Genomic DNA, 14,074 nt, shown 5'->3' on the forward strand with positions numbered 1-14,074 from the left:
AGCCAAGCATTATAAAGAAAGCGCTGTTTCCAGTCAAATGGTAAATTTCTGCATTACCGTTGGCCATACAAAAATTAAAATTTTTTCTGTAAAAGTGCTGCGTAAGGAACAGCATCAATTATAAGAAACGTTATCGGTGATTTATTCATTCACATCACCAGCTGCCCAGTGTTTATTGATGATGCCCAGATGGAAAACAGGTTGTCCGTAGTGCCGTTCTTCCATATAACGTTTCAACGGATCATGTATTACACGGAAAGCAATATCATTCCAAGGGATTTCCTGTTCTCCAAAAAGCCTGACTTCTAGACTTTCAACGCCTGGAAAGAAATCGAGATCCAGTAATTTTGCCCGGAACAGCATGTAGACTTGGCTGATGTGTGGCAGGCTGTAAACCGCGTACAGTTCACGAATTTCCACTCTGGCATTGGCTTCTTCCAGCGTTTCTCTTGCCGCACCTTGTATTAGTGTTTCATTGTTTTCCATAAACCCTGCAGGCAATGTCCATTTACCTTGATGAGGTGCAATGGCGCGTTTACATAACAGAATTTTGTTTTCCCATTCAGGAATACAGCCAACGATTACTTTGGGGTTCTGATAATGAATAGTATGGCATTCCGGGCATATATACCGAGGTAGTGTGTCACCTTCCGGGATACGTAAAATAACTTTACCGCCACATTGACTGCAAAATTTCATACCTGGAAAGATTAAATTAACGAGTTACGCTGAATTTAAATTCAGTCACCAGGTTTCCTGCCTGATCCGAGGCAGTGACACGCCACGGCCCCAGTCTGTGACGGTTGAGCACCTTGCTGGAATAGGTGCGCCAGTCATTATTCCCAACCGGCAGAGTGATTCTGGCAACGGACTGGTCGCGATAGTACCAATTGATCAATATTTTCTCACCTCTGAAATTGTTCAGATGTAAAAAAAGAAAGATTGGTTTGCTCAACTTATCACCCAGTGAAATCTGATTGATGTCATCGACCGGTTGTCGTTGCTGGATATTTGAAGTCAGTTGTGCTTTGACCAGGCCGGAAGAATGATTGCTTCCTTGTGAGACGTTTTTCGTTTTTGCCTGAGGAATGGCAATGTTCGGTTTGATTCCAGGTTTGACTGGAGGAGCTGATGCAGCTGGAGCAACCCATTGTGGCTGTGGATCAAGCATTTGTGCGGCCTGATCAGGTTCTATATCTCCATCAGGTACACTCTCAATTGCCAGATTGTTTTCAGACGGCTGATCTGACGAGGATCCGGTAGAGGGCAGTAGTGGTGCCGCTTCAGTGGAGGATGTTTCGGGATCGGCCGGGGGTACAGTTGCCAACGATATTTCTGTGGAACTCGTTTCGAATTCCTTGTCATTAGACAACCAACCTGCAGCGATCCCGATACCGGCTATCAGTACAAGCAACAGTACCAGCCCGGCAACAATGATCCTTGGCCAGTTATATTCATATACTGGGGGAGGTGGGGGAAATACAGACTCTTCCGGCAGTTCCGGTAAATTTTGTTCAACCTCCGGATGATCAGCTGCCTGATCCAGGTGGATACGAATTTTTAATTGTGTCTGATTCATAGTGATCGGATACCGATTTGGAGTGGATTGTCATCCAGCTTGCCATTCAATATTTCTGGAACAGGTCCTAAATGGAAATTCATTTAGAATCAATAAAAATTTGTTTTTACAAACGATGCATTCCTCTCTTCCAGCAGCTCCAGCACTAATGCAGCACCAGCAAGATTGATATCCAGATCTCGTTGCAAACGTCTCACGACCAGTACACGCTGCAAAACTATTCCACTGAAGAACCAGTCTTCTGGCCGGGTTCCCGCAGGTTCGAGAATTCCTTCGTTTACCAGTGCGATGATCCACTCGACCTCAACGTTACAGATCCGGCAGAGTTCAGAAAGTGAAAGTGCCTCACTTTCTTCGATTACAATGCCATGCAAAATATCGTGGCCCATTTTATCGGGTACTCATTCCGGCACGAGGATTAAATGTAAACTTCTGTTCCATTTCGCGATAAAACGCACGTGTCTCCTCACTATCGGCTGCAGGCAATACAATTTGTAAAATGACATACAAATCTCCCGAAGATGCGCCCGGAATACCCCGTTCTTTCAGACGCAGTTTTTGTCCTGATCGCGAGCCGGCAGGGATTTTGAGATCTACTGTTCCTGCCGGGGTGGGAATTGCGACTGTGGCGCCCAGTGCTGCTTCCCAAGGGGCTACAGGCAGTTCCAGGAAAATATCTTTACCTTCCACTCTGAAAAGAGGGTGTGGCTTGAATACGATTTCAAGGTAAAGATCACCTGCTTTTCCACCTCTGGCTCCGGGGCTTCCTTGGCCGGCCAACCGGATATGCTGTCCTTGCTGAATGCCTTTAGGTATCCGGACTTTTAATGTGCGTTCTTTGGCAAGAGGTCGTCCATCCTGTCCAGGTTCCGTATGTTGCAAGGTCAGATTGCGGATGCTCCCCTGAAAAGAATCTTCCAAGGTTATTGAAATTTTCGCGTGGGAATCTTCTCCACGCAGATTGAACTCCCGACCGCGATAACGGTGACTCTGCTGACTTCGTCCAAATAACGATTCAAAAAAGCTGCTGAATTGAGAAGTGGCCTCAGTGAATCCACCACCATGAAATTCAAATCCCTGATCCCATCCTGGGGGAGGCTGAAATTCCTGTCCACTCTTCCAGCGAGTTCCCAATCGGTCGTACGCAGTTCTTTTCTCCGGATCCTTGAGCACTTCATAGGCTTCGCCGATTTCCTTGAAACGGGTCTCGGCTTCCGGTTCCTTGCTGACATCGGGATGGTATTTACGTGCCAGTTTGCGATAAGCACGTTTAATATCATCCTGAGTCGCATCTCGCGAAACACCGATGATCTGATAATAGTCCTTATATTCCATTTTTGTTATATCCGGATAGAGTAAAGCACACTGGAACCGATGATGACCCTATGTATCGGGATGTGCCACATCAACGCAGTGTACCCGGTTGCGTCCCCGTTTCTTGGCTTCATACAGTGCCACATCCGCGCGTGCGATCAGATCACCCGGAACGGTATCGTTATGGTCACTCTGAGTGATGCCAATACTCAGAGTGATTTGGACCGGGTACTCTTCGAGTGCAGAACAAGCAGCACTTACTTCGGAGCGAACTCGCTCTGCTGTTTTGATTGCAGCACTGGAATTGGTTTCAGTCAGGATAGCCATGAATTCGTCACCACCGTAGCGCGCAGCGTAGTCTATCGTTCTGATCGACTTCAGCAGGACGGAAGCTACGGTAATCAGAATCTTATCGCCTGTGATATGCCCCAGTTTATCATTTATGGTTTTGAAATGATCCACGTCGATCATCAGCAGGCAGAAGGTACGATCGTTGCGTTTGAATCTGGCAAGTTGCTCGATCAGGGTGGTGTTGAGTTTTGCCCGATTGTACAGGCCTGTCAGACCATCCGTGATCGAAAGTTTCTGCAAAAGCTGGTTTTGCTGCTGCATGGCCTGATTGACAGCCATGATCTCCGTATGTTTGTTACGCAAGGCATCGGTCATCTGATTAAAGATGGTCGTCAGTTGTCCAACTTCATCCTTGCGTTTGACTGGCAGATAAATATCCAGATTTCCCTCTACAATTCCCCTGACTGCACCGATCAGCTGCTTGAGAGGGGTGACGATAGAATGTCCCATATACAAAGCCACCAAAGCTACGATGACGATCAGGATTGCGACAAATTCGAGAAAACGGTTACGCAATTTCATCCATGAAGCTTGTATGGCACTCTGATCCTGTTCCACCAGAATCGTTACCGAAACGTTTTCCGATGCATACAGCAAGCCGATTGCTTTAGGATAAGATAATCCATCATGTGTGATTGATTCTTCAAGTATTTGCAACGACTCCAGATAATGCGGATTCGGTACTACCAGATGATCAATGCCAGAGGCGCTGCTCAATAACACTTTGCCATTCTGATCCAGCAAGGTGATTTCGCCCGATGAAAATTTTCTGGTTTCCATCAGCTTGTTTCTGAACATCCCTAAATCCAGCGTGGCTGCGATAGCGCCGATGAGCTGATTGTCGTATGAGAGAACCGGATAAATGACACTGAACGCTGCGGTATCGTAACGATCGTTCCAGTGGGGCATAACGGCAATAAATCCTCTGGTAAGAGAGGCATGTGTCCAGCGATCAGGAGATTCAAGCACTTCAGGGGTACTGGCGCTGCTTGCCACAATTTTCCGGGTATTGTCGAAAACGGTCAGCTCCAGTACATCATCCAGTTTATCCCGTACCGCGCTCAGGTAACCGGATATAACGGATTGTGCCTGTTTTGCAGTATTCCCGTGCGTATTGTCCGTCTGATTTTTCAGGATGGTCAATCCGTCAATGACGGAGTTGGATGTCGATAACGCACGAATGGTAAGTGTATTCTCATCCATCCAGAGATTGAGCTGGCGGTTAATATTATCTGCAAGTATGCGTAATTCGCGGGTAACACTATCGATGATCAGTGCTTCGTTTTGTTTGAATGACAACAGACCAAGACCGGCCGTGGGCAGCAAAGTGGCAATCACGGCAAAAATCACGATTTTGCTTTTTATACTATACAGAACCGGCTTCAAAACAGACTGAACCTCGAATGGAGCGATGAAAAATCTGTATCATCTGAATGCTCGATCACAGAATGACATACTGAAGCAAACCGTATCCGGCTTTGCATAGAAAGGTCTGGTTGGTTGCAAAAACGAATGATCATTCCAGTCGTACTCTCGGATCTGCCAGAGTATAGGAAATATCGGTCAGCACCAGCCCGGCGATATACAGTAATGACCCCAGAAATACCATCGCACGCACCACAGCAAAGTCCTGGGATTGAATGGCATCGATGGTATAGCTGCCCAGACCCGGGATGCCAAAGAACGATTCAGTAATCAACCCCCCGAGAAATAGTAGCGGAATGATGACGACAGCCCCGGTCAGTATAGGAATCATCGCGTTCTTGAGTACGTGTCTGAACAGCACCACGCTTTCTGCTAATCCTTTGGCCCGGGCTGTGCGCACATATTCCTTGTTGATTTCCTCCAGAAAAAGAGTGCGGTACCAGCGTGTATTGGCGCCGGCACTGCTGATCACACCGATAAGGATCGGAAGTAGCAGAAACCGGCCGATATCCAGTCCGCTGCCGTAGCCGGAGATGGGAACCAGATGCCATAACTTACCGATCAGGAACTGGCCGCCGATAATGTAAAACAGGCTGGAAACGGACATAAGCATCACACACAGGATGACTCCCCAGAAATCGATGTAAGTGGCACGAAAGAAAATCATCACCAGGGCAAACGTGATGTAGGTCAGCAGACCCAGCAGAAATACGGGTAATGCAATCGCCAGACTGGGCCACATGCGTGACTGGATCTCGTAGGCAATATCACGGCCATCATCGGCACGACCAAAATCGAACGCAAACATCGAGACCGATTTTTCAAAAAAAATGGTATCAGTGAATTTTCCAAACCCGGGAGCCGCCTCGTTATAGAGCAGAGCTTTATTGTAGCCATGTTCTTCCTTCCATTTCCAGATGGCTTCTTCCGTGACGTGTTTTGTACCGAGATGCATACGTGCCATATCATCTGGGGTATTGACCACAAAAAAGAGTACAAAAGTGATGAGATTGACGCCGGCGAGAATCGGAAGTGCGTAAAGTATCCGGCGGATGATGTAATTTAGCATAAATGCATAAAATTGGATCAGGCTGCCTGTTCAGTAATGCTCTGCTGTTGCTGTCTGCGACGGTATACGGTCCATGCTGGCAAAAGAATGATGGCCAGCAGGGCCGTACCCGCCCCGATCGGCCATAGTACGGGTTTATTCCATTCATCTCGTTTCTGATCGCGTAATGCAGGATCGACCCGGTAATACTTGACTGTGTTATATGCCATTCTGTTGGGTTTCACATTCTGATACCAGGCATGGTACAAGGCAAATTCCTTCGGGTGGTAGCCCCACAGCCACGGGGCATCTTCCCGCAGAATAGTGATCATTTTGTCGATGATCTGTACACGCTGCGGGCCGTGTCCCATGTCTTTCATCTGTTCGAACAGGTGATTGTATTCGGCGTTGTCATAGTTCGCGGCGTTTTCACCACTGTTACCCACTTTGCGCTGTGGACCATATAGCAGAAACAGAAAATTTTCCGGATCAGGGTAATCCGCGTTCCAGCCCCATTCGAAAATCTGTGCATTTCCCTTGCGTATCTTGTCCTGGAAGCGGTTGTAATCAGTGCTGCGCACAACCAGCTGGATATTGAGCCTGCGGAACTGCATTCGCATCCAGTCGAGAATGGATCTGTCGTCTGCGCTGCGTGCAGTGACATCGTAATACAGCACCAGCGGTTTACCGGTCTTGCGACTGATACCATCAGGATAGCCTGCTTCAGCGAGTAGTGCCCGCGCCTGTTTGATCGATTTGCGCCGGGCTTCGCCGTTATGCCATTCGTAAACGATTGGATTCATCCCTTCTTTGCCTTCATGATAACCCTCGATTCCGGGAGGGATCGGGCTTTGTGCAGCAATACCGCGCCCGTTTGCAAATATGGATAGATACTCCTCGTAATTTACGGCAATGGAAATAGCCTGGCGCAGCTTGCGTGCTGCAGCCTTTTCCGCTACGGTGCGGCCACCCACTACCGGATCAAGCATATTAAACCCCATATAATACGTTGATGGGGCGACGGCCGTTTCAAGGCGAATACCTTGTGCTTCCATTTCATCAGTGATCGTTGCCTCACCCTGACCGGTTATCTGTACTGCCTGGTCGAAACTGTCCGAGCCGATGCCGGATGCATCGTAGTACCCCTGCAGAAATTTATTCCAGTAAGGGATACTCTCCTTTTCACGGCTGTACACAATTTTATCAATGAAGGGTAATGATTTCCCGGCATCGCGCAACAGGCCTTTTTGTATATCTTCCGGCATGCCTTCATCCGGGTAATACTCTCCCTGAAAATTGGGATTGCGTTCCAGTACCATGACTCGGTTCGGATTGTTTTCGGCCAGCATATACGGGCCGGTTCCTACCGGATACCAGTCGAGTGAGAAATTTTTCTCGGCCATGCCGGGTTGCGAGAAGAAACGATCTGCTTCCCACGGAATCGGTGCGAAAAATGCCATGGTCAGCCAGTAGATAAACTGAGGATATTTTCCTTTGATCCGGATGCGATAGGTGTAGTCATCCACTCGCTCCACACCGTCCAGAGGAAAGTCACGCAAATCCAGAAAACTATTCCTGGGTCGGGTCTTGGCTTGATCTCTCAGGGTATCAGCATATTCACGCAATCCTGTAATGTAATCTGCCATCAAGCCAAATATCGGGGAATGCAACCCGGGGTGGGCAAGTCGTTTGATCTGGTAGATATAGTCATCGGCTACCAGTTCCCGAGTGCCAGTGTATTCAAAATCACTTATTTTGTGGACAGGCTGCATGTCCTGTACAGTTAGCTCGTGATAACGCAGGTGGCCTTTTTTATCTTTGGCGAAGGCCGGATGGGGCTGGTAAAAAATATCTGGCCTGATCGAAATTTCATAAACGGAGTAAGCAATACGGGTATCTGCTGAATCGACAGGCAATCGGGCGCCGTTACTGTCAAAGTAGCTTACCGTGGGCATGCTGCTGGCAGTTTGCGGAATCAGGGTAAGAGGACGTTTCAGAAAGTGATATTGCAGCGGCGGCTGATAGATCTGAGAAGTGAGCTGGATTTCATTTGAACTGTATGATTGCACCGGATCAAGATGCTTCGGACGCTCGGCAAAAGCATTATAAAGAATATTTTTACCGGAATCCGAAGCTGGATAGGGATTGTTCCAGATATCGGCACAACCGGACAATATCAGGCTCAATAACAACAGACTGGTCAATACGAGGAAGTAGTCTGCACAGACAGCCTGTAACCGGATTTTTTCCATGAACGATCGATTGGTTTTGAACAACATTCAGACCTTATACAAAGAGACTCGAAGGAGTATTGCAAATATGAGAAAATTGGTATTGTAAACAGTTGGATTATGACCCGAGTCATTCCGGCACGCGTACACTTTAACCTATATGAATATATTTGATACAAACCTATGATACCCCGCCCCATACCTGAACCCAGCCCCGATCTGTACACCGAAGAAGAAGTTTCAAAACTGGTCCATGAATTTTATGCCAAAGCGAGAAAAGATGCCGCATTAGGCCCTATTTTCGAAGAACATGTGATCGACTGGGATGCGCATTTCGTACAAATGATCAATTTCTGGTCAGCCCAATTACGTGGTACCAGCCGTTTTCGTGGTGCTCCCATGCCTAAACACATTGCATTGCCAGAACTGAATGAAACGCTTTTCAAGCGCTGGTTGCAGCTTTTCCGGCAAACGACACTCGAACTGGGCAATCCGTTACTGAAGCAGCATGCAGATACCGTCGCAGAATTTATTGCCGGACGCCTCTGGATGGGCTATCAGATGAGCCATTTCCCGCATCGTGAACCGGCTGATCTCAATACTTCCGAAGTATAAGAAGCAATGGATCTGTGCTGCCTGCAACCCTGTGTGCGTCATTGGTCAGCATGAGGCCGGCGTGCGACCGGATTATATTCTCGATCAGTTGATGCCTGGTTTAACGGTATGCGCATAACCCGGCGGATTGGCAGGGGAGAACCTGTTGCCCTGACCATAGGCAATTTCGACGGTGTGCATCTTGGTCATCAGGCAATGATTGCCCGCCTGAAACGGGTCACCAGTCGCTTAGGGATTACATCATGTGTCATGACGTTTGAGCCGCATCCGCGAGAATGCCTGATGCCGGAGCAGGCTCCAGCACGGTTGACAGATTTGCGCGAGAAACTGGAACTGCTGGCGGGGTATGGTGTGGGTCGCGTGCAGATCTGTCGTTTCGATCATGAATTTGCCGGAATCAGTGCAGAATCGTTCATCACGCGTATCCTGCTACAGGAAATGAATGTTCGCTGGTTGCTGGTAGGGGAGGATTTTCGCTTTGGTGCCCGGCGTTCGGGAGATCTTGCCTTACTGCAAAAGTTCTTTTCGGAACCAGATGAGCTGGAGGTAATGCCTCCTGTTACCATGGATGAATTGAGGGTGTCAAGTACCGCAGTGCGCGATGCCTTGGTATCAGGCAACCTTGATCTGGCTGCAGATCTTCTGGGACGCCCTTACAGTATCAGCGGACGAGTAGTGGATGGCATCAAACTGGGCAAAAAACTGGGTTTCCCAACGGCCAATATACGATTGAAGCATCATCATCTTCCACTAAGCGGTATTTTCGTGGTGGAAGCAAGCTGGTGTAATGATTCAGGCCATACACGGCGAATCCGAGGAGTAGCCAGCGTGGGTGTCCGGCCAACCATTTTCGAACACGCACAACTGCTGCTGGAAGTACATTTGTTTGATTTTGATGAACAAATCTATGGGCAGCGTTTGCGAGTCGATTTTTTACAAAAACTCCGAGATGAAGAAAAATTTCCTGATATGGAAACACTCGTAAAACAAATAGAACGGGACGTGGATCGCGCCAGGGCCTATTTTTCCCGAATGGATGCTGCCATGCACCAAACGATCTGCCTGGATTGCTGAAATGACGATTGATTACAAGAAAACGCTCAATCTGCTGGATACCTCTTTCCCCATGCGCGGAGATCTGGCCCGGCGCGAACCTGCCATGCTCAAAGCCTGGCAGGAAAAGAACCTTTACCGGAAAATCCGTGCAATCAGCCAGGGACGGCCGAAGTTCATTCTGCATGATGGCCCGCCTTATGCCAATGGTGACATTCATATCGGCCATGCCGTCAATAAAATCCTCAAGGACATCATTATCAAGAGCAAAACGCTGTCAGGTTTTGATGCCCCGTACGTGCCGGGATGGGATTGTCATGGTCTGCCGATCGAGCATCAGATTGAAAAAAAGTATGGCAAGCATCTGCCGGCCGACCAGGTGCGCAAACTGTGCCGAGCCTTTGCGCAGGAACAAGTAGATCGGCAAAAGGCCGATTTCATGCGGCTGGGAGTACTGGGCGACTGGGAACATCCCTATCTCACGATGAATTATGCGATCGAGGCAGGCATCATCCGTGCACTCGGGAAAATTTTTCGCAATGGCTACCTTTATCAGGGACAGAAACCGGTTAATTGGTGTATCGACTGTGGCTCGGCTCTGGCAGAAGCCGAAGTGGAATATGAAAACAAGCGCTCACCGGCGATCGATGTCGGGTTTGAAGTAACCGGAGGGAAGGATACCTGCCATTCGCTTGCCGGCGTCATGGCAGCAGAAATTCCGGCAGGTACTCGTATTTCTGCCGTGATCTGGACGACGACGCCGTGGACGCTCCCGGCTAATCAGGCGGTATGTGTGCATCCCGAGTTCGATTACAGTCTGGTCAGCACTTCTCGCGGCTGGTTACTGTTGGCCTCCGAGTTGACGAATGCCTGTCTTACCCGTTACCAGATCGAAGGGCAGGTAGTGGCGACTTGCAAAGGCCAGGCACTGGAAGGGCTATCCTTGCAACATCCTTTTGCCGATCGTACCGTCAAAGTGATCTGTGGGCGACACGTAACCCTGGAGGCGGGTACCGGCCTCGTCCATACCGCACCGGCTCACGGGCTGGATGATTACTTTATTGGTCAACAGTATGGTCTGCCCAGTGACAGCCCGGTCAAAGGTGATGGTAAATTTTCGGAGCAAACTCCACTGGTTGGCGGGATGTTCGTCTGGAAGGCCAATGATGTTGTGATCGATACCTTGCGCAGCAGTGGGCATCTGCTGCATGCCGAAGAGATCGAGCATAGCTACCCACATTGCTGGCGACACAAAACCCCGATCATTTTTCGCGCAACACCCCAATGGTTCATTGGCATGCAGCAGCAGACTGCTGAATCACAATCTGCCGGAGAATCGCTGCGGGATCTCGCTCTCCGTGCGGTAGAGCTTACGTGCTTTTATCCAGCGTGGGGCAGGGCGCGGCTGGAAGCCATGATCGGAAACCGGCCTGACTGGTGTATTTCACGCCAGCGTAACTGGGGCGTTCCAATGACTTTTTTTATCCATAAGGAAACTCATGCACTGCATCCGCGTACACCTGAGTTGCTGGAGAAAGTAGCCAGCCTGGTCGAACAACAGGGGATCGAGGCATGGTTCAGCCTCGATGCGACCGAATTACTGGGAGAGGAAGCACTGCATTACCAGAAACTGACGGATACGCTCGATGTCTGGTTTGATTCCGGTACCACTCATGAGACCGTATTAAAGCAGAATGCACAGTTACGGCACCCGGCCGATCTTTATCTGGAAGGTTCCGATCAGCACCGTGGCTGGTTCCAGTCATCACTGCTGACGGGATGTGCGATCGATGGATATGCGCCTTATGCCGCTTTGCTCACGCATGGTTTCGTGGTAGACGGACAGGGCTACAAAATGAGCAAATCGAAGGGCAATGTCATTGCCCCGCAGAAAATTGCCGATACACTCGGTGCCGATATTTTGCGGCTCTGGGTGGCTTCTACGGATTATGCCGGTGAACTGTCCATCTCCGATGAAATTCTTAAGCGTACAGTCGAGACCTACCGACGTATCCGCAATACCTTACGCTTTCTGCTGGCCAATTTGACAGATTTCAATCCTGCTGCAGATGCATTGCCACCGACAGAATGGGTGGAAATCGACCGCTATATGCTCGCTTATACGGCGACACTGCAAAACGATCTGCTTGGGTTTTACGAACGTTATGAATTTCATCAGGCAGTTGCCCGGTTGCATCACTTCTGTTCCGAAGATCTGGGCGGGTTCTATCTGGATATTCTCAAGGATCGCCTTTATACCTCTATGGCAAATGGAATCCCGCGACGTTCGGCTCAGAATGCGCTCTACCATATCGTGCATAGTCTGGTACGCCTGTTTGCGCCGGTGCTGAGCTTTACTGCAGAAGAAGTCTGGCGGGAGCTGGGTAAATCGGCAGAAGATAGCGTATTTCTGCATACCTGGCATCGCTTTCCCGATCAATCAGAAATACTGTCCGATGCACAGATATTGATACAGCGCTGGCATCGGCTGCGTGAACTGCGTGCCAAGGTACTGAAGCAGCTCGAAGATGCGCGTATTCAAGGTCAAATCGGTTCTTCACTGGCTGCCATCGTTGAAATCCATGCAATAGGTGAAGATTTCGTATTGCTTGATTCATTGGGAGATGATCTCCGGTTCGTGCTGATTACGTCCGAAGTTTATTTGCAGCGTACAGATGATGTGGCCGGGGAAGTTATCCGGGTGAAAGCCAGTCCACATACGAAATGTGAACGTTGCTGGCATTACCGACAGGATGTGGGCTCAGTTCCCGAACATCCTTCGCTGTGCAGCCGTTGTGTAAGCAATTTGGCAGGCTCTGGTGAATATCGCCGTTTTGCCTGATTATTCGGGAACAATCATCAAAAAAATATAGAAGGGCGTACGATGAAACTTTATTTCAGCCTGACTCTGGCGGTAATCGTTCTGGTGATGGATCTGCTCACCAAACGCTGGGTGGAACTTAATCTGACATATGGTCAGCAGATTATGATTACGGAATTCTTCAATCTCGTACTTACCTATAACGCCGGTGCTGCCTTCAGTTTCCTGAGTGATGCTTCCGGATGGCAGCGATGGTTCTTGAGTACCATCGCTGTTCTCGTATCTGTCCTGATCGTCTATCTGTTGTATAAGAATACGACCAACCGGTTATTCTGCCTAGCACTGAGCCTTATTCTGGGAGGGGCGCTGGGCAATCTCTGGGATCGTATCATGCTCGGACATGTCGTCGATTTTCTGGATTTCCATTTGAGTGGCTATCATTGGCCCGCATTCAATCTTGCTGACTCAGCCATATTTTGCGGTGCGTTCCTGTTGATTCTGGACAGCATCCGGAATGGGCGCAATGATTCCGTTCGGGAAGGATGAAATTATTTTCAATCTGTCAGATTCTGCAAGGCTGTTTCCTGCTTTTTGAATTCAATGAAAAATTTGAAATGAGAACGGAGCCGCATCATGTCTGACGATCGGATAATCGATGGTGCGATAGCGCGTAAAACACCTTATGGCATGCTGCGTGAACCCACTTTCTCGGGCATGCTTTCTTTTATGCGCTGCAATTTCCGCAAAGATCTGACGGGTGCCGAACTGGTAATCAGTGGTATTCCGCTGGATCTGGCGGTATCTTATCGTTCCGGTGCACGTTTTGGCCCGCTGGGAATTCGCCAGGCTTCTGCCGAAGTTGCTTCACTAAAGCCTTATCCATGGGGATTCGATCCATTCGAACATCTTGCCGTGATTGATTCTGGCGATTGTTTTCTCGATGTGCATAATCCGCTGACGATCCATGGTGCAATTGTTGACCATGCACGGCGTATTCTGGCCTCTGGTGCACGTATGCTGACACTCGGTGGTGATCACTCGATTTCCTATCCACTGTTGCAGGCGCATGTGGAAAAGACAGGTACCCCACTATCATTGATTCATTTCGATGCGCATTGTGATACCTGGCCGGATGATTCACCTGCTTCGCTGAACCATGGCTCTATGTTCTACAAAGCGGTGCGGGAGGGGCTGATCGATGTCAAACGCTCCGTTCAGATTGGTATTCGCACCTGGAATGATGATTTCATGGGGATCAATATTCTGGACGCCGATCGGATACACCGGCAGGGCACGGATGCGGTCGTTGCAGAAATCGGGCGTATCGTCGGAACTCAACCGGCATATCTTACCTTTGATATCGACTGCCTTGATCCAGCCTATGCGCCTGGGACCGGTACGCCAGTTTGTGGAGGATTATCTACTGCACAAGCCTTGGCAATCATTCGTGGCCTTACGGCAATTAACCTGATCGGCATGGATATCGTAGAAGTATCGCCTCCTTATGATCACAGCCAGATAACGGCGCTTGCTGCAGCCCATATCGCCTGTGATCTGATCTGTCTTCTGGCAAAGCGCAAGGCTGACGAGCTGTTATAGGATCTGCGTAGTCTGACGGATCCTAATTTGCGGGAGAA

At 49.1% G+C, this 14,074-nt stretch carries 12 protein-coding genes; 5 read left to right on the top strand and 7 right to left on the bottom strand.

What is annotated here, in order from left to right; genetic code table 11:
• Positions 1-141: 141 nt before the first annotated feature.
• The 7 genes from ABUL11_RS03495 to ABUL11_RS03525 form a co-directional block, all read right to left on the bottom strand.
• Positions 142-699, bottom strand: coding sequence for an NUDIX hydrolase (locus ABUL11_RS03495; RefSeq protein WP_350282475.1), 558 nt, complete (start codon positions 697-699; stop codon positions 142-144).
• Between the two features lie 16 nt (positions 700-715).
• Entirely contained in the window at positions 716-1,579 is an 864-nt protein-coding gene (locus tag ABUL11_RS03500; protein WP_350282476.1) for a DUF2914 domain-containing protein, read from the bottom strand.
• Positions 1,580-1,668: 89 nt separating this feature from the next.
• A complete protein-coding gene (locus ABUL11_RS03505; RefSeq protein WP_350282477.1) occupies positions 1,669-1,968 on the bottom strand; it encodes a chaperone modulator CbpM in 300 nt (99 codons plus the stop codon).
• Position 1,969: 1 nt separating this feature from the next.
• Positions 1,970-2,914: a DnaJ C-terminal domain-containing protein gene (locus tag ABUL11_RS03510; protein ID WP_350282478.1), complete on the bottom strand. Its 945-nt coding sequence runs from the start codon at positions 2,912-2,914 to the stop codon at positions 1,970-1,972.
• Between the two features lie 48 nt (positions 2,915-2,962).
• On the bottom strand, positions 2,963-4,594 hold the full coding sequence (locus ABUL11_RS03515) for a diguanylate cyclase (RefSeq protein WP_350282479.1): 1,632 nt from the start codon (positions 4,592-4,594) through the stop codon (positions 2,963-2,965).
• Between the two features lie 166 nt (positions 4,595-4,760).
• Positions 4,761-5,738 carry an ABC transporter permease gene (locus ABUL11_RS03520; RefSeq protein ID WP_350282480.1) on the bottom strand — a complete coding sequence of 326 codons (978 nt, stop codon included), beginning with the start codon at positions 5,736-5,738 and terminating at the stop codon, positions 4,761-4,763.
• Between the two features lie 17 nt (positions 5,739-5,755).
• Complete coding sequence (locus tag ABUL11_RS03525) at positions 5,756-7,996, bottom strand: ABC transporter substrate-binding protein (RefSeq protein ID WP_350282481.1); 2,241 nt, start codon at positions 7,994-7,996, stop codon at positions 5,756-5,758.
• A gap of 135 nt (positions 7,997-8,131) precedes the next feature.
• Between ABUL11_RS03525 and ABUL11_RS03530 the strand changes: the two genes are divergently transcribed.
• From ABUL11_RS03530 to speB, 5 genes are all read left to right on the top strand, one after another.
• Positions 8,132-8,563 (top strand): group III truncated hemoglobin, encoded by a 432-nt coding sequence (locus ABUL11_RS03530; RefSeq protein ID WP_350282482.1) that lies wholly within the window; start codon positions 8,132-8,134, stop codon positions 8,561-8,563.
• A 108-nt stretch (positions 8,564-8,671) separates the two neighbouring features.
• Positions 8,672-9,637 carry a bifunctional riboflavin kinase/FAD synthetase gene (locus tag ABUL11_RS03535; RefSeq protein ID WP_350282483.1) on the top strand — a complete coding sequence of 322 codons (966 nt, stop codon included), beginning with the start codon at positions 8,672-8,674 and terminating at the stop codon, positions 9,635-9,637.
• 1 nt (position 9,638) lies between these two features.
• Complete coding sequence (gene ileS / locus ABUL11_RS03540; RefSeq protein ID WP_350282484.1) at positions 9,639-12,458, top strand: isoleucine--tRNA ligase; 2,820 nt, start codon at positions 9,639-9,641, stop codon at positions 12,456-12,458.
• A gap of 42 nt (positions 12,459-12,500) precedes the next feature.
• Positions 12,501-12,983, top strand: a complete 483-nt coding sequence (gene lspA / locus ABUL11_RS03545) for a signal peptidase II (RefSeq protein ID WP_350282485.1) — start codon at positions 12,501-12,503, stop codon at positions 12,981-12,983.
• 87 nt (positions 12,984-13,070) lie between these two features.
• The gene (gene speB, locus ABUL11_RS03550; RefSeq protein ID WP_350282486.1) at positions 13,071-14,036 is read left to right on the top strand and encodes an agmatinase; all 966 of its coding nucleotides are present in this window, start codon (positions 13,071-13,073) and stop codon (positions 14,034-14,036) included.
• Positions 14,037-14,074 lie beyond the last annotated feature (38 nt).

Origin of the sequence: Nitrosomonas sp. (genome assembly GCF_040256045.1) — a bacterium.
GTDB lineage: Bacteria > Pseudomonadota > Gammaproteobacteria > Burkholderiales > Nitrosomonadaceae > Nitrosomonas.